Here is a 14,617-nt window from a genome sequence, read left to right as displayed (position 1 = left end):
GGGGCAGAACGGGGCAGGCTAGCCTGAACCAGGCGATGACGCACGGATGCGGCAGAGAAGGAGGCGCAGGAGATGCCCGCAGGCGCCTCGCGGATCTACGTCTCGCATCTGGCCGGGATCGCCGTCTTCGACCCGAACGGCGACCAGGTCGGGCGGGTGCGCGACCTGGTGGCGATGCTGCGGCTGGCCGGGCGCCCGCCGCGGGTCCTCGGGCTGGTCGTCGAGGTGGTCACCCGCCGCCGTATCTTCCTGCCCATGACGCGGGTGACCGGCGTGGAGTCGGGCCAGGTCATCAGCACCGGCGTGGTCAACATGCGGCGCTTCGAGCAGCGCCCCACCGAGACGCTGGTCCTCGGCGAACTGCTGGACCGCACGGTGCGGGTGGTGGAGACCGGCGAGGAGGTCACCGTCCTGGACGTGGCGATGGCCCAGCTGCCCGCCCGCCGCGAATGGGAGATCGCCAAGGTCTTCGTACGCCGCGGCAAGAGCGGTGCGCTGCGCCGCCGCGGCGAGACGCTGACCGTGGACTGGTCGGCCGTCACCGGATTCTCGCTGGAGGAGCACGGGCAGGGCGCGGAGAACCTGCTGGCCACCTTCGAGCAGCTGCGCCCCGCCGACCTCGCCAACGTCCTGCACCATCTGTCCGCCAAGCGGCGCGGCGAGGTCGCGGCGGCGCTGGACGACGAACGGCTCGCGGACGTCCTGGAGGAGCTGCCCGACGACGACCAGGTGGAGATCCTCGGCAAGCTCAAGGAGGAGCGCGCGGCCGACGTCCTGGAGGCCATGGACCCGGACGACGCGGCCGACCTGCTGTCCGAGCTGCCCGAACGGGACAAGGAGCGGCTGCTGGCCCTGATGCGGCCCCGGGAGGCCGCCGACATGCGGCGGCTGATGTCGTACGAGGAGGGGTCGGCGGGTGGGCTGATGACCACCGAGCCGATCGTGCTGCGGCCGGACGCCACGGTCGCGGAGGCGCTCGCGCGGGTGCGCGTCCAGGACCTCACCCCGGCGCTCGCCGCCCAGGTGTATGTGTGCCGCCCGCCCGACGAGACGCCCACCGGGCGCTATCTGGGCACCATCCACTTCCAACGGCTGCTGCGCGACCCGCCGTTCACCCTCGTCGGCTCGGCCGTGGACACCGATCTGCGGCCGCTGCGCCCGGACACCCCGCTGCCGGTGGTCGCCGGGCATCTGGCGACGTACAACCTGCTGGCGGCGCCGGTCGTGGACGAGGGAGGGTCGCTGCTGGGCGCGGTGACCGTGGACGACGTCCTCGACCATCTGCTGCCCCCCGACTGGCGGGAGCGCGAGCTGTACGGCGGCCCGGAGATCCCGGAGGTGGGCGATGGACGGTGACGGCGGCCGTCTCGACCGGCCCAAGGAGCGCCGCCGCAGTCCGCTGCCGCGCTGGGACCCGGAGGCGTTCGGCAGGACGTCGGAGCTGATCGCCCGCTTCCTGGGCACCGGCCGCTTCATCGCCTGGATGACGGTCTTCGTCGTCGCCTGGCTGGCCTGGAACACCCTGGCCCCGGGCCCGCTGCGGTTCGACCCGTTCCCGTTCATCTTCCTGACGCTGATGCTCTCGCTCCAGGCCTCGTACTCGGCGCCGCTGATCCTGCTCGCCCAGTACCGGCAGGCCGACCGCGACCGCGTCAACCTCGAACAGGACCGGGCGCGGGACGAGCGGTCCATCGCCGACACCGAGTTCCTGACCCGGGAGATCGCGTCGCTGCGCACCGGGCTGGGCGAAGTCGCGACGCGGGACTGGATTCGCTCCGAGTTCGAGGGGCTGGTCCGGGAACTGGACGAGCGGCGGCCCGCGCCGTCGCCCTCGCCCTCGCCGTCGTCCGCGCCCTCGCGTGAGGAACGCGACCGCTGACGGGCTTACCGGCGCGTACCCCCGGCGCCGTACCATCTCCATATGGCTACCGACACTGTCCCGGCACCGAGCGAAGACGCGGTGCGCACCGCGCTCGCCACGGTCAACGACCCGGAGATCCACAAGCCGATCACGGACCTCGGCATGGTCAAATCCGTCGAGATCGCCGCGGACGGCACGGTCGCGGTGGAGGTCTACCTCACGGTCGCCGGCTGTCCGATGCGCGAGACGATCACCAGCCGGGTGCGGGACGCGGTGAGCCAGGTCGACGGCGTGACCGGGGTCACGGTCGAGCTGGATGTGATGAGCGACGAGCAGCGGCGCGAGCTGGCGACCTCGCTGCGCGGCGGCAAGGCCGAGCGCGAGGTGCCCTTCGCCCAGCCCGGCTCGCTGACCCGGGTGTACGCGGTGGCCTCCGGCAAGGGCGGCGTCGGCAAGTCGTCGGTGACGGTCAACCTGGCCGCCGCGATGGCCGACGACGGGCTCAAGGTCGGTGTCGTGGACGCCGACATCTACGGCCACTCGGTGCCGCGCATGCTGGGCACCGACGCCCGCCCGACCCAGGTCGAGGACATGATCATGCCGCCGTCGGCGAACGGCGTGAAGGTGATCTCGATCGGGATGTTCACCCCGGGGAACGCCCCGGTGGTGTGGCGCGGGCCGATGCTGCACCGCGCCCTCCAGCAGTTCCTGGCCGACGTCTACTGGGGCGACCTCGACGTCCTGCTGCTGGACCTGCCGCCGGGCACCGGTGACATCGCGATCTCCGTCGCCCAGCTGGTGCCGGGCGCCGAGATCCTGGTCGTGACGACGCCGCAGCAGGCGGCCGCCGAGGTGGCCGAGCGGGCGGGCTCGATCGCCGTCCAGACCCATCAGAAGATCGTCGGCGTGGTGGAGAACATGTCCGGGCTGCCCTGCCCGCACTGCGACGAGATGGTCGACGTCTTCGGCACCGGCGGCGGCCAGTCGGTCGCCGAGGGGCTGTCCCGGACCACCGGGACGACGGTGCCGGTGCTGGGCTCCATCCCGATCGACGTACGGCTGCGCGAGGGCGGCGACGACGGCAAGCCGGTCGTGCTGTCCGACCCCGACTCCCCCGCGGGCAGCGCGCTGCGGGCGATCGCGGGCAAGATCGGCGGACGGCAGCGGGGCCTCGCGGGCATGTCGCTGGGCGTCACACCGCGCAACAAGTTCTGAGCGGACGAACAGACCGCACCTACGTGCGCGGGGGCGGCCTCACCCATGAGGCCGCCCCCGCGCACGTGTTACCGGCGCTATGCGTCGTAGCCGGTGATGTCCTTGACCACCGAGAAGCCCAGGCCGTAGGCGCTCATCCCGCGCCCGTACGCCCCGATGTGCACGTTCTCGCCCGCCGAACCGGCCAGCACCCAGCCGTACTCCGACTCGCGGTAGTGGAAGTCCGTCGGCACGCCGTCCACCGGCAGCGACATCGGGGACCACTCCTCGCCGTCCAGGGCGTCCGCCAGCTCCCAGGCGATCGCGGTCTGCTGGTCCAGCCAGTCCTGGCGCAGCCCCCGCTCCATGCGGGTCGGCCAGGTGCATGACAGCAGCCCCGAACCGGCCAGCCAGGCGGCCGAGGAGACCGAGGTGGCCTCCAGCTTGCCGGTGCCGTCCGCGCTGTCCCGTACGGGACGGCCGCCGACGGTCACCACCGCCGCGAAGCGCTGCTGGTCCATAGCGGTCTCGACGCGCAGCGACGGCTCCTCGCCGTGCCCGGTCGAGCCGTACTCCACCCGCCCGTCGGCGGCCGCGCCCACCTGCATGAGCCAGCGCGGCCCGGTGAACGCCTCGTCAAGGCCGTACCAGGGGAAGGCGGCCATCAGGTAGCCGTCGACGCTCCGCCGCGCCTCAGCGGGCATCCCCCGCGTCGCACCGTCCACCCCATGCACCCCTAGCCGACTCGTCGTGCTCATGTGCGCGGAGCCTCCTCGTTGCCCTTCGTCGTGGGCGGCCCGCCCCCCTTCGGGCGACCTCACCCCGGACAAAGGGAGGATAGCCATACGGGTCAACCAGCCCGGGCATACGGGGGGATCAGGTGGCGTCGGAGTCGAAAGGCGGACGGTCCTCGCGAGGCTGCGCATCGCGCTTGCGCAGCAGGTCAGGGGTGCCGGAGTCGTCCTTGGAGAGGGACAGCGGGGTGGAGCTGGAGCCCCCTGAAGAGCCGTGTGCGACGTCACTCTCCCGGCCGCTCACGGAGTCGGCGACCTCGGCCATCTCCTTGCGGAGGTCGAAGCCGTTCTGGATCTCCTTGAGGCCCAGCTCGTCGTTGTCGAGCACATGCTTGCGCACAAACGTCTTGGGGTTCAGGTCCTCGAACTCGAAGTCCTTGAACTCGGGGCCGAGCTCGGTGCGGATGTCTTCCTTGGCGCTGTCGGAGAACTCGCGGATCTTGCGGATGAACTGCGATACATCCCGGATGACCTTCGGCAGCTTGTCCGGGCCGAAGATGAGCACCGCAAGGACGACGAGCGCGACAAGCTCGAGGGCCCCTATGTCGTTGAACACCCTGCAGCTCCTAGAGACGTCTGAGGCCGGAAATCAGGCCACTTCACACCGTACCTGGCGGTGGGGGCGCCCCGGGAGACGCCCGGACCAACAACGGGCATCAGCCATCGCTGCTCGCCGATCCCAGCGTCAGCTTCACGGTGCGCTCGTCGCCGTCGCGCTTGACCGTCAGCGTCAGCCGGTCGCCGGGGCGGTGGCTGCGGATCTTGACGATCAGCTCCTGGCCGCTGTGCACCCGCACGCCGTCCACCTTCGTGATCACATCGCCGGCCTCGATCCCGGCCTTGTCGCCCGGTCCGTCCGGGGTGACCGGCGCCCCGGAGGCGCCCTTGGTGTTCACCCGGGCACCGTCGCCCGTGTACTCCATGTTGAGCGTGACGCCGATCACGGGGTGGGTGGCCTTGCCGGTGTTGATCAGCTCCTCGGCGACCCGCTTGCCCTGGTTGATCGGGATCGCGAAGCCCAGGCCGATGGAGCCGCCCTGGCCGCCCAGCTCGGCGCCGTCGTCGGCGGCCCGGATGGCGCTGTTGATCCCGATGACCCGCGCCTTGCCGTCGACCAGCGGGCCGCCGGAGTTGCCCGGGTTGATCGGGGCGTCGGTCTGCAGCGCGTCCACATAGGAGATGTCGCTGCCGTCCTCCTTCTCGCCTCCCGCGGTGATCGGGCGCTCCTTGGCGCTGATGATCCCGGAGGTGACCGTGCCCGCCAGGTCGAAGGGGGCGCCGATCGCCACCACCGGGTCGCCGACCTGGACGGAGTCGGAGTTGCCCAGCGGCAGCGGGCTCAGCCCGGAGACGCCCTCGACCCGGATGACCGCCAGGTCGTACCCGGCGTCCCGGCCGACCAGCTTGGCGCGGGCGCTCTGGCCGCCGTTGAAGGTCACCGATATCGCGCCGTCGGAGCCGGCGGGCGCCACGACGTGGTTGTTGGTGAGGATGTGGCCCTGCTTATCGAGGACGAACCCGGTGCCGGTGCCCTCCTCGGAGCTGCCGCTGACATGGATGGTCACCACGCCCGGCAGCGCGCTGGAGGCGATGCCCGCGACGCTGCCCGGGGCCCGTGTGCCCTTCTCCAGCGGGGCCTGCGGAAGCTTCACGTCGATGCCCCCGGCGGCCCGGTCCCGCTCGACGTACGCGCCGATGCCGCCGCCCAGACCCCCCGCGATCAGCGCGATCAGCAGGACGGCGACGAACGCACGGCGGCGGGAGACCACCTTGCGCTCGGCGGGCGGCGGGGGCACGGTCCAGGGGTCGTAGCTCTGCCACTGGGCCGGGGCGGCCTCGACGGGGCTCACTCCGGGGTACGGCGCGCCGGGGTCCCCGGGCGGCAGCGGGGTGCCGTGCGCCGGGGTCATCATCCCGGGCTGCGGCATCCCCGGCTGGGCGGCCGGGGGCTGCGGCATCCCGGGATGCGGCATCTCGGGATGCGGCATCTCGGGGTGGACGGTCCCGGGCTGGGGAGCAGGGTGCGGGGCGGGCTGCGGCATCTCGGGCCGAGGAGCCGGAGGCGGGGCGGCGCCGGGCGGCAGGTGTGTGCCGTGCGCCGGGGTCGTGCCCGGGTGCTGTACGGGCGGGGCCGGGGCCCAGGGCCCGGGACCGCCGTAGGGCGGGGTGCTGTACGGATCGGGGTCGTGCAGCGGCCGTCTGACGCCCGCATCGGCCCTGCCCGCCGCCTCGCGGCCCTCCCCGGAACCGGAACCGGACGGCCGCTCCACGGCCTCCGGCCCTGATAGCACCGACCGCTCGGCCGGTGCCTCCGCCGGTGTCCGCGCCGCCGTCTCCTCCGACGGTTCCGACGGTTCCACGCCGGGCTCCGCCGCCTCGTCCGTCGGCCGGTCGCCGGGTCCTGCGACCGGACGGCTCCACCACTTCGGCTTGGGCCCGGGGGCCTTCCGCTCGTCCATGATCTCCCCAAGTTCCCGCGACAAGGCGCCGATCGCGCCGCCCGGGTCATACGTCACCGCGACTCTTCGAGGCTCGCTCGCCTCCGGGGCGCCTTCAGCCTCCCCGGCCTCCGCCGGGGGTGCCCGGAAGCGATTCAATCAGTCCGCCCGGTCCCGCGTGCGCGGAACGGGCGGAACGACCGGACGTGTGAGCGATATTGCGCAGAATCCCCGGGCCAGGACCAAGACCAGGGCCACGACTAGGGAGGGGGTGTGCTGAGCCCCAGGTAGGGGGAGACACCCGGGGCGGGCTGGACCGGCCCCTTCAGCTGGGTCGGCGCGGGCGCCGCCGGGGTGGATGTCGAGGCCCGCAGCAGCTCCGTGACCGACAGGACCGGCTGTATCAGCGGGTTCACCGCGGCACCGGAGGGCCCGCCCAGCACCGGGTGGCTCGACGTCGCGCTCGGGGACGGGAGCCCGGCCGGTCGCGTCTCGGCGGTGGTGAGCAGCCCCACGTCACGGCTGCGCCCTTCGCGCGCGCCCGTGCCGACGGCGTCGGCGTCGACCGGGGTGACCGCGGTGTCCGAACCGTCCGTCCGGGGGCCGGGGTCGACCGCCGCCTCCAGCGGCAGGGCGGCACCGAGCGCGAAGGCGGCCAGGGACACCGCGCCCGCGGCCGCGAAGGCGAAGCGGCGGCGCGGCCCGGGACGCTCGACCTCATGAATCCGGAAGCCGCGCCCGCGCTGCGCCGAGGCCGCGGCGACCGGGTCCACCGGGGTCACCACGGGGAGGTAGGCGAAGGCCTGCTCACGCCTGCGCTCCGAGGCCCGTACGTCCGGTGCGTCGCCTCGCACATCTCTTACATCCCGTACATCCCGCACATCTCTTACGTCCCGCGCGCCGCCGCGCAGGCCGAGGAGGCCCGGGTCCGCGAAGGGGGAACCGCTTCCCGAGCCGTCGTCGCCGATGGCCGGGAGGCCCTGCAGACGGGCCAGGAAGCCCTCGGACGGCGCCGGGGGCGCCGTCTCGGCGAATACGCTCTTCAGCCGCCGCTGCGCGTCGGCTTCCGCCTTGCACTTACAGCACGTCGCCAGGTGTGCGAGGACGCGCTCACGCGCGTCATGCCCGAGTTCACCGTCGACCAGAGCCGCAAGGCGGTCGCCGAGATGCTGCTCGGCGGGGGACGGACCGCCTGATCGGGTCACGCGATCCCGACCTCCCCGCTCAGCCGCGGTCCGGAGACCCGCGGCGCCACCGCGGCGACCTCACGCTGCTGCTCGGCGCGCGCCCCCGCCGGTGCGCGGTGCTGCAGCGCCTTGCGCAGATGGGAACGGCCACGGTGGATACGGCTGCGGACGGTACCGAGCTTGACACCGAGCGTCGCGGCGATCTCCTCGTACGACAGGCCCTCGATGTCACAGAGCACGACAGCCGCGCGGAACTCCGGCGCCAGGGTGTCGAGCGCCTGCTGCACATCGGCGTCGAAGTGGGTGTCGTTGAAGTGCTGCTGGGGAGAGGGCTCGCGGCTGGGGAGCCGCTCGGCCGCGTCCTCGGCGAGGGCGTCGAAGCGGATGCGCTGACGACGGCGGACCATGTCGAGGAAGAGATTGGTGGTGATGCGGTGCAGCCAGCCCTCGAAGGTGCCCGGGGTGTACGTCGACAGCGAGCGGAAGACGCGGACGAACACCTCCTGGGTGAGGTCCTCGGCGTCGTGCTGGTTACCGGTGAGCCGATAGGCCAGGCGGTAGACTCGCGCGCTGTGGGTGCTGACGATCTCCTCCCAGGTGGGAGGCGTCCACGCCGCAGCGTCCCCCTCCGCACCGAACGACGCGGTCGTGGCAAAGGTCGCGGTGGTGGAGTCAGCGGAACGGGAACGGTCAGCGGTGTCGGTCACGGATCTCGGCTCGCCCGCTGACCTGCGAAAGCGCCTCAGCACTCGCCGGTCACCGGCCGTAGCCGCACCTCCCCTGTCGGCTCTGGTGGTGTCCAGTAGAGCCCCTACCATATCCACCTCGCCCGTTAGCTCCGGATAAGTATTTTTGACCTGCATTTGCCCGTGATCCATGCGGTCCCCCCTTCCCTCTACAACGGCTGGTCCCATCTGCGGGTTCCCGTGCCCAGCGGATACAGTCACCGTTGCGCCAACTACGGGGACAGGAGAGGGTCATTACCGGCAACCGGCAGACGAGCTGGGCGTTCGCCGACGCGTTTGTCGCCGAGGACGAAGCCCTTCACTGGGCCCGTGACCGGGCCCGGGAGGCAGGGCTGCGCTCAGTGTCCGCGGGCACCGGCGCCGCGCTGGGCCTGCTCGCCGCCGCCGCGGACGCCAAGGCCGTCGCCGAGATCGGCACCGGGACCGGCGTCTCCGGCATCCATCTCCTGCACGGCATGCGCCCCGACGGCGTGCTGACCACCGTCGACACCGAACCCGAGATGCAGCAGTTCGCCAAGCAGGCGTTCCGGGCCGCCGGGTTCGCCGGAAACCGGGCGCGCTTCATCCCCGGCCACGCCCTGGACGTCCTCCCCCGGCTCGCCGACGGCGGCTACGACCTGGTGTTCTGCGACGGTGACCGGCTGGAGTGCCTGGACTACCTGGAGGAAGCCCTGCGGCTGCTGCGGCCGGGCGGCCTGGTCTGCTTCGAGGGGGTCTTCGCCAACGGGCGGACCGTGGACTCGGCCGCCCAGCCCGCCGAGGTGCTGCGGGTGCGTGAGCTGCTGCGTACCGTGCGCGAGTCCACCGTGCTGCAGTCCTCGCTGCTGCCGGTCGGGGACGGCCTGCTGTGCGCCGTCAACCGCGGCGGCTGACGCCCCGGTCAACGGCGATGGCGTCAACGGCGGTGGCCGAGGCCCCGGAACCCATCTCGCCGAAGCCTCACCGAAACGGCGGACGACGGTCCCCGCACACAGCCCCGCCCCGGCGTCCGGTACCTCGTACCGGACGCCGGGGCGGGACTCGGGTGATGGTGGGGCCGGTGGCTCAGCCGACAACCTTCTTCAGTGCATCGCCGAGCGCGTCGGCCTCGTCGGGTGTCAGCTCGACGACGAGCCGACCGCCGCCTTCGAGCGGAACGCGCATGACGATGCCCCGCCCCTCCTTGGTCACCTCGAGCGGGCCGTCGCCCGTCCGCGGCTTCATGGCCGCCATGCTCGTTCCCCTTCCTGAAACCAGCTCATCGCAGCCGACAACCCAGGCGTCACCGGCATCGAACACGTTGCTTCTCATTCATTATCCCGCATGCCATGACCCGATGACCAACATCGGTCGGCAACCCCCATGCAAGGCGGTCCCCCAAAACCACTCAATTCGGGGAGGCGATCGCGATAACGTACGCCCGCCGCGACCGAACACCTGCCCACGGGAGGGCCGCTTATGACCGACACCGTGCTTTACGACCTGGCCGACGGCCTCGCGACGATCACTTTGAATCGTCCCGACGCCATGAACGCGCTCAACATCGACACCAAGGTGGCGCTGCGCGACGCGCTGCTGCAGGCCGCCGAAGATCCGGCGGTCCGGGCCGTCCTGCTCACCGGCACCGGGCGGGCTTTCTGCGTCGGGCAGGACCTCAAGGAGCACATCGGGCTGCTGGCCGCCGACCGCGAGGCGCACGCCCGGGGGGAGCAGGGCGAGGGCTCGACGATGACCACCGTCTCGCTGCACTACAACCCGATCGTGACCGCGATCGCCGGGATGCCGAAGCCGGTGATCGCGGCGGTGAACGGGGTCGCGGCCGGGGCCGGGGCGGGCTTCGCCTTCGCCGCCGACTACCGGATCGTGGCCGACACCGCCTCGTTCAACACCTCGTTCGCGGGCGTCGCGCTCACCGCCGACTCCGGCGTCTCCTGGACCCTGCAGCGCCTGATCGGCCATGGCCGCGCCGCCGACCTGCTGCTCTTCCCGCGCGGTGTCAGCGCGGCGGAGGCGCTGGAGCTGGGCATCGCCAACCGGGTCGTGCCCGCCGCGGAGCTGTCCGCCGAAGCGGCGGCGGTCGCCCGACGGCTGGCCGAGGGGCCGACCGCGGCCTACGCGGCGATCAAGGAATCGCTCGCTTACGCGGCCGGGCACAGCCTCACCGACTCTCTGACCAAGGAGGACGAGCTCCAGCGCCGGGCGGGCGCCTCGGAGGACCACCGCACCGCGGTGGACGCCTTCGTCCAGAAGCAGCAGCCACGGTTCACAGGCCGCTGATCGGGCTGCTGACCCGGCTGCTCAGACGCTGTCCCGGACGTGGCAGTCGGCCAGGTGATCATTGACCAGGCCGCAGGCCTGCATCAGGGCGTAGGCCGTGGTGGGCCCGACGAAACGGAAGCCGCGCTTCTTCAGCTCTCGGCTGAGCGCCGTGGACTCCGGGGTGATCGCCGGGACGTCGGCCATGGTGTGCGGGACCGGGCGCGCCACGGGGTCGGGGGCGTAGGACCAGATCAGCTCCTCCAGCTCGCCCCCGGCCAGCTCCGCCGCGGCCCGGGCATTGCCGACCGTGGCCGCGATCTTGGCCCGGTTGCGGATGATGCCGGGGTCGGCGAGCAGCCGCTGCTCGTCGGCCTCGGTGAACTCCGCGACCGCCTTGATCCGGAAGTCGGCGAAGGCGGCCCGGAACCCCTCCCGGCGGCGCAGGATCGTCAGCCAGGACAGCCCGGACTGGAACGCCTCCAGACAGATCCGCTCGTACAGCGCGTCATCGCCACGGACCGGACGGCCCCACTCCGTGTCGTGGTACTCGCGGTAGTCCGCCATGGACTCCGGCTCCAGCCCCCAGGGGCAGCGCGCCAGGCCGTCCGCTCCGGCGACCGCGCCCTGGGCGCTCACGCTCCGCTCCCGTCGAAGTCGGCCGGGTAGTCGGCCGGGCGGTCCGGTGAGTAGTCCGGCGGGTATTGCGCCGGGCCCTCGGCCGGTTTGCCGTCCCCGAACCCCGCCGGGGTCCGCGCGCCCGCCAGGGCCTCCTCCAGCTCGGCGATCCGGGCGTCCCGCTCGGCCAGCTCGGCGCCGAGCCGCCCCAGCACGTCGTCCACGTCCGACATCCGGTAGCCGCGCAGCGTCATCGGCAGCCGCAGCGCCTCGACATCGTCCCGGTCCAGCGGCCGGTCGGCGGGGAGCGGGTCGTCCAGCCGGTCGGGCGGCGCCTCCGACAGCTGGCCGCCGTCGCCGCCGCCCACCACGGCCAGGGTGACCGCGCCGACCACGACGACCAGCGTGATCAGCAAGAACAGAAACACGGTGATCGTTCTCCTCGGCTAGGGCATCGGGCCACGGCGTCACAGGGGGGCGTCGGCCCCGTCAACAGTTAGACCCGATCGTGCCATGCCCCACTGACAGTTATCGTCGCTGCCGGACACCTGAGAGGAAGTACGCATGCTGCGGCTGGGCCGACGCGAGTTCGACGAGAACGAGCGAGTGATCATGGCGATCGTCAACCGGACGCCGGACTCCTTCTACGACCAGGGTGCGACCTTCCGCGACGAGCCCGCGCTCACCCGGGTCGAGCAGGCCGTCGCGGACGGCGCCGCGATCATCGACATCGGCGGGGTGAAGGCCGGTCCCGGGGACGAGGTGAGCGCCGCCGAGGAGGCGCGGCGCACGGTCGGCTTCGTGACCGAGGTCCGGCGGCGCCACCCGGACGTGGTGATCAGCGTGGACACCTGGCGGCACGAGGTCGGCGAGGCGGTCTGCGAAGCGGGCGCGGACGTGCTCAACGACGCCTGGGGCGGCGTCGACCCCCGGCTGGCCGAGGTCGCCGCCCGGTACGGCGCCGGGCTGGTCTGTACCCACGCGGGCGGGGCCGAACCGCGCACCCGGCCGCACCGGATCGGCTACGACGACGTGGTGGCGGACATCCTGCGGGTCACCGTGGGGCTCGCGGAGCGCGCGGCCGGGCTGGGCGTCCGGCGCGACGGGATCATGATCGACCCGGGCCATGACTTCGGGAAGAACACCCGCCACTCGCTGGAGGCCACCCGGCGGCTCGGGGAGCTGAGGGAGACCGGCTGGCCGGTGCTGGTCTCGCTGTCCAACAAGGACTTCGTGGGCGAGACGCTGGACCGCCCGGTCAAGGAGCGGGTGATCGGGACGCTCGCGACGACGGCGGTCTCCGCCTGGCTGGGCGCCCAGGTCTACCGGGTGCACGAGGTGGCCGAGACCCGTCAGGTACTGGACATGGTCTCGTCCATCGCGGGCCACCGGCCCCCGGCGGTCGCCCGCCGGGGACTGGCCTGACGCGCCACGAAGCCTGACGCGTCAAGAGACTTCCTGACGCGTCAGGACGCCCCCCGGGGTCGGTCAGCTGCCGGACTCCTTGGTCACCAGGTCGACCACCTCGTCGATGTCGTCGGTGAGGTGGAACAGCTCCAGGTCCTGCCGGGACGCCTTGCCCTGGGCGATCAGCGTGTGCTCCAGCCAGTGGACCAGACCGCCCCAGTAGGAGCTGCCGAAGAGGACGATCGGGAACCGGGTCACCTTCTTCGTCTGCACCAGGGTCAGGGCCTCGAAGCACTCGTCGAGGGTGCCGAGACCGCCGGGCAGCACCACGAACCCCTGGGCGTACTTCACGAACATCGTCTTCCGTACGAAGAAGTAGCGGAAGTTCACGCCGATGTCGACGTACGGATTCAGCCCTTGTTCGTACGGCAGTTCGATACCGAGGCCGACGGAGACGCCGCCCGCCTCGCTGGCACCGCGGTTGGCGGCCTCCATCGCACCGGGGCCGCCCCCGGTGATCACCCCGAACCCGGCCTCGGCCAGGGCCCGCCCGATCTTCACCCCGGCCTCGTACTCCGGTGATCCCTCGGGCGTACGGGCGGAGCCGAACACGCTGACCGCCCGGCCGAGTTCGGCCAGGGTGCCGAAGCCCTCGACGAACTCCGACTGGATGCGCATCACCCGGAACGGATCCTCGTGCACCCAGTGGGTGGCTCCCTGGCTGTCCAGCAGCCGCTGATCGGTCGTACCGGGCCGCATCTGGTGGCGACGGCGCACGACCGGGCCCAGACGCTGCTCCCGCAGCGCTCGCTCTTCCTCGGCGTTGCCCATTTGTGTGCTCCCTTCGCCAAGATCTGTCAAGATCTGTGGTTCAGCGTAGGCCCACCGGGCGGCGAAAAGCCGAAATCCGCGCCACGCTCATCTGTTCTCTGATCTGCGTCTCTGATCCGCGGGGAAGCGGAGCGGGGGGCTCAGCCGGTCAGCCAGACCCGCAGCCGCTCCTCGGCCTGAAGGATCAGCGCGGTGTCCACGTGCTCCTCGCGGGTATGGGCCAGCTTGGGGTCCCCGGGGCCGTAATTCACCGCGGGCACGCCGAGCGCCGAGAAACGGGCGACATCCGTCCAGCCGAACTTGGGGGCCGCCTCCTCACCGATCGCCGCCACGAACGCGGCGGCCGACGGGTGGGACAGCCCCGGCAGGGCGCCGGGCGCGGTGTCGGTGGCGGTCACCTCGAAGCCGTCGAAGACCTCGCGGACGTGGGCCAGCGCCTCCGCCTCCGAACGGTCCGGTGCGAAGCGGTAGTTCACGGTGACGGCGCAGGCGTCGGGGATGACGTTGCCCGCGATCCCGCCCTCGATGCCCACCGCGTTCAGCCCCTCGCGGTAGGTGAGCCCGTCGATGCCGACGTGTCGCGGCTCGTACGCGGCCAGCCGGTCGAGGATCGGGGCGGCCTTGTGGATGGCGTTCTCACCGAGCCAGCCGCGCGCGGAGTGGGAGCGGTGCCCGCCCGTGGTCACCCGCACCCGGAGCGTGCCCTGGCAGCCGCCCTCGACCTTGCCCTCGGTGCCCTCCAGCAGCACGGCGAAGTCGGCGGCCAGCCACTCGGGGTGGTGCTCGGCCAGCCGCTTCAGCCCGTTCAGCTCGGCGGCGACCTCCTCATGGTCGTAGAAGACGAAGGTGAGGTCGCGGTTGGGCTCGGGCACGGTCGCGGCGATGCGCAGCTGCACGGCGACGCCGGACTTCATGTCGGAGGTGCCGCAGCCCCACAGCGTGCCGTCCTCGTCCAGCCGGGACGGCACGTTGTCGGCGATCGGCACGGTGTCGAGGTGTCCGGCCAGCACGACCCGTTCGGCACGCCCCAGCTGCGTGCGGGCGACGACGGCGTCCCCGTCCCGGTCGACGGTCAGATGCGGCAGGGCGCGCAGGGCCTGCTCGACGGCGTCGGCGAGCGCCTTCTCGTCGCCGCTGACCGAGGGGAAGTCGACGAGCCGGGCGGTGAGCCGGGCCGCGTCCAGGGACAGGTCGAGTGCTGGGTGTGCCATACCCGTGACCCTAACCCGCGCCTGCGGACCGCCCGCCGCGGCGGCCCGGTGCCCGGAATCGGGCTCGGCCCCGGACTCGGGCGCGGACTCGGGCG

The 14,617-nt window shown here is 72.3% G+C and carries 16 protein-coding genes; 6 read left to right on the top strand and 10 right to left on the bottom strand.

The features are described from left to right. Positions 1-72: 72 nt before the first annotated feature. The 3 genes from ABZ370_RS28040 to ABZ370_RS28030 are packed head-to-tail and all read left to right on the top strand — an operon-like array spanning position 73 to position 3,076. A complete protein-coding gene (locus ABZ370_RS28040) occupies positions 73-1,356 on the top strand; it encodes a CBS domain-containing protein (RefSeq protein WP_358626050.1) in 1,284 nt (427 codons plus the stop codon). Next, positions 1,346-1,879, top strand: coding sequence for a DUF1003 domain-containing protein (locus ABZ370_RS28035; protein ID WP_358626048.1), 534 nt, complete (start codon positions 1,346-1,348; stop codon positions 1,877-1,879). Before ABZ370_RS28040 ends, ABZ370_RS28035 begins: the two co-directional genes overlap by 11 nt. A gap of 42 nt (positions 1,880-1,921) precedes the next feature. Next, positions 1,922-3,076, top strand: coding sequence for an Mrp/NBP35 family ATP-binding protein (locus tag ABZ370_RS28030; protein ID WP_358626046.1), 1,155 nt, complete (start codon positions 1,922-1,924; stop codon positions 3,074-3,076). A 77-nt stretch (positions 3,077-3,153) separates the two neighbouring features. Here the strand turns inward: ABZ370_RS28030 and ABZ370_RS28025 are convergent, their stop codons facing one another. The 5 genes from ABZ370_RS28025 to sigE form a co-directional block, all read right to left on the bottom strand. Further along, positions 3,154-3,759 (bottom strand): hypothetical protein, encoded by a 606-nt coding sequence (locus ABZ370_RS28025; RefSeq protein WP_358626160.1) that lies wholly within the window; start codon positions 3,757-3,759, stop codon positions 3,154-3,156. A gap of 172 nt (positions 3,760-3,931) precedes the next feature. Beyond that, positions 3,932-4,405 (bottom strand): sec-independent translocase, encoded by a 474-nt coding sequence (locus tag ABZ370_RS28020; RefSeq protein ID WP_358626044.1) that lies wholly within the window; start codon positions 4,403-4,405, stop codon positions 3,932-3,934. Positions 4,406-4,505: 100 nt separating this feature from the next. Then, entirely contained in the window at positions 4,506-6,308 is a 1,803-nt protein-coding gene (locus tag ABZ370_RS28015) for a trypsin-like peptidase domain-containing protein (protein ID WP_358626158.1), read from the bottom strand. A gap of 239 nt (positions 6,309-6,547) precedes the next feature. After that, positions 6,548-7,492 carry a zf-HC2 domain-containing protein gene (locus tag ABZ370_RS28010; RefSeq protein WP_358626042.1) on the bottom strand — a complete coding sequence of 315 codons (945 nt, stop codon included), beginning with the start codon at positions 7,490-7,492 and terminating at the stop codon, positions 6,548-6,550. Next, positions 7,489-8,292, bottom strand: a complete 804-nt coding sequence (gene sigE, locus ABZ370_RS28005; RefSeq protein ID WP_358626040.1) for an RNA polymerase sigma factor SigE — start codon at positions 8,290-8,292, stop codon at positions 7,489-7,491. Before sigE ends, ABZ370_RS28010 begins: the two co-directional genes overlap by 4 nt. Positions 8,293-8,423: 131 nt before the next feature. On the opposite strand from sigE, the gene ABZ370_RS28000 reads away from it, so the two are divergent. Beyond that, positions 8,424-9,092 carry a class I SAM-dependent methyltransferase gene (locus ABZ370_RS28000; RefSeq protein ID WP_358626038.1) on the top strand — a complete coding sequence of 223 codons (669 nt, stop codon included), beginning with the start codon at positions 8,424-8,426 and terminating at the stop codon, positions 9,090-9,092. Between the two features lie 172 nt (positions 9,093-9,264). On the opposite strand, the gene ABZ370_RS27995 is transcribed toward ABZ370_RS28000, so the two are convergent. Beyond that, positions 9,265-9,432, bottom strand: coding sequence for a DUF3117 domain-containing protein (locus tag ABZ370_RS27995; RefSeq protein WP_003966491.1), 168 nt, complete (start codon positions 9,430-9,432; stop codon positions 9,265-9,267). Between the two features lie 225 nt (positions 9,433-9,657). Here ABZ370_RS27995 and ABZ370_RS27990 point away from each other — a divergent pair, with 225 nt between their 5' ends. Then, positions 9,658-10,476 (top strand): enoyl-CoA hydratase-related protein, encoded by an 819-nt coding sequence (locus ABZ370_RS27990; protein WP_358626036.1) that lies wholly within the window; start codon positions 9,658-9,660, stop codon positions 10,474-10,476. Positions 10,477-10,497: 21 nt separating this feature from the next. On the opposite strand, the gene ABZ370_RS27985 is transcribed toward ABZ370_RS27990, so the two are convergent. Beyond that, positions 10,498-11,094, bottom strand: a complete 597-nt coding sequence (locus ABZ370_RS27985) for a DNA-3-methyladenine glycosylase I (RefSeq protein ID WP_358626034.1) — start codon at positions 11,092-11,094, stop codon at positions 10,498-10,500. Continuing rightward, on the bottom strand, positions 11,091-11,501 hold the full coding sequence (locus ABZ370_RS27980) for a DivIVA domain-containing protein (RefSeq protein WP_358626032.1): 411 nt from the start codon (positions 11,499-11,501) through the stop codon (positions 11,091-11,093). The genes ABZ370_RS27985 and ABZ370_RS27980 overlap by 4 nt, the downstream gene beginning before the upstream one ends. Positions 11,502-11,637: 136 nt before the next feature. Between ABZ370_RS27980 and folP the strand changes: the two genes are divergently transcribed. Beyond that, positions 11,638-12,498: a dihydropteroate synthase gene (gene folP / locus ABZ370_RS27975; RefSeq protein ID WP_358626030.1), complete on the top strand. Its 861-nt coding sequence runs from the start codon at positions 11,638-11,640 to the stop codon at positions 12,496-12,498. 63 nt (positions 12,499-12,561) lie between these two features. Here the strand turns inward: folP and ABZ370_RS27970 are convergent, their stop codons facing one another. Both ABZ370_RS27970 and dapE read right to left on the bottom strand, forming a co-directional pair. Beyond that, entirely contained in the window at positions 12,562-13,311 is a 750-nt protein-coding gene (locus ABZ370_RS27970) for a TIGR00730 family Rossman fold protein (RefSeq protein WP_358626028.1), read from the bottom strand. 140 nt (positions 13,312-13,451) lie between these two features. Continuing rightward, positions 13,452-14,522: a succinyl-diaminopimelate desuccinylase gene (gene dapE, locus ABZ370_RS27965; RefSeq protein WP_358626026.1), complete on the bottom strand. Its 1,071-nt coding sequence runs from the start codon at positions 14,520-14,522 to the stop codon at positions 13,452-13,454. Positions 14,523-14,617: the final 95 nt, after the last annotated feature.

The sequence above is a fragment of the Streptomyces sp. NPDC005962 genome (assembly GCF_040629205.1).
Classification (GTDB): Bacteria; Actinomycetota; Actinomycetes; order Streptomycetales; family Streptomycetaceae; genus Streptomyces.
Note: the sequence above shows the minus strand (reverse complement) of the source record. Positions and strands in the feature narration are given on the sequence as shown.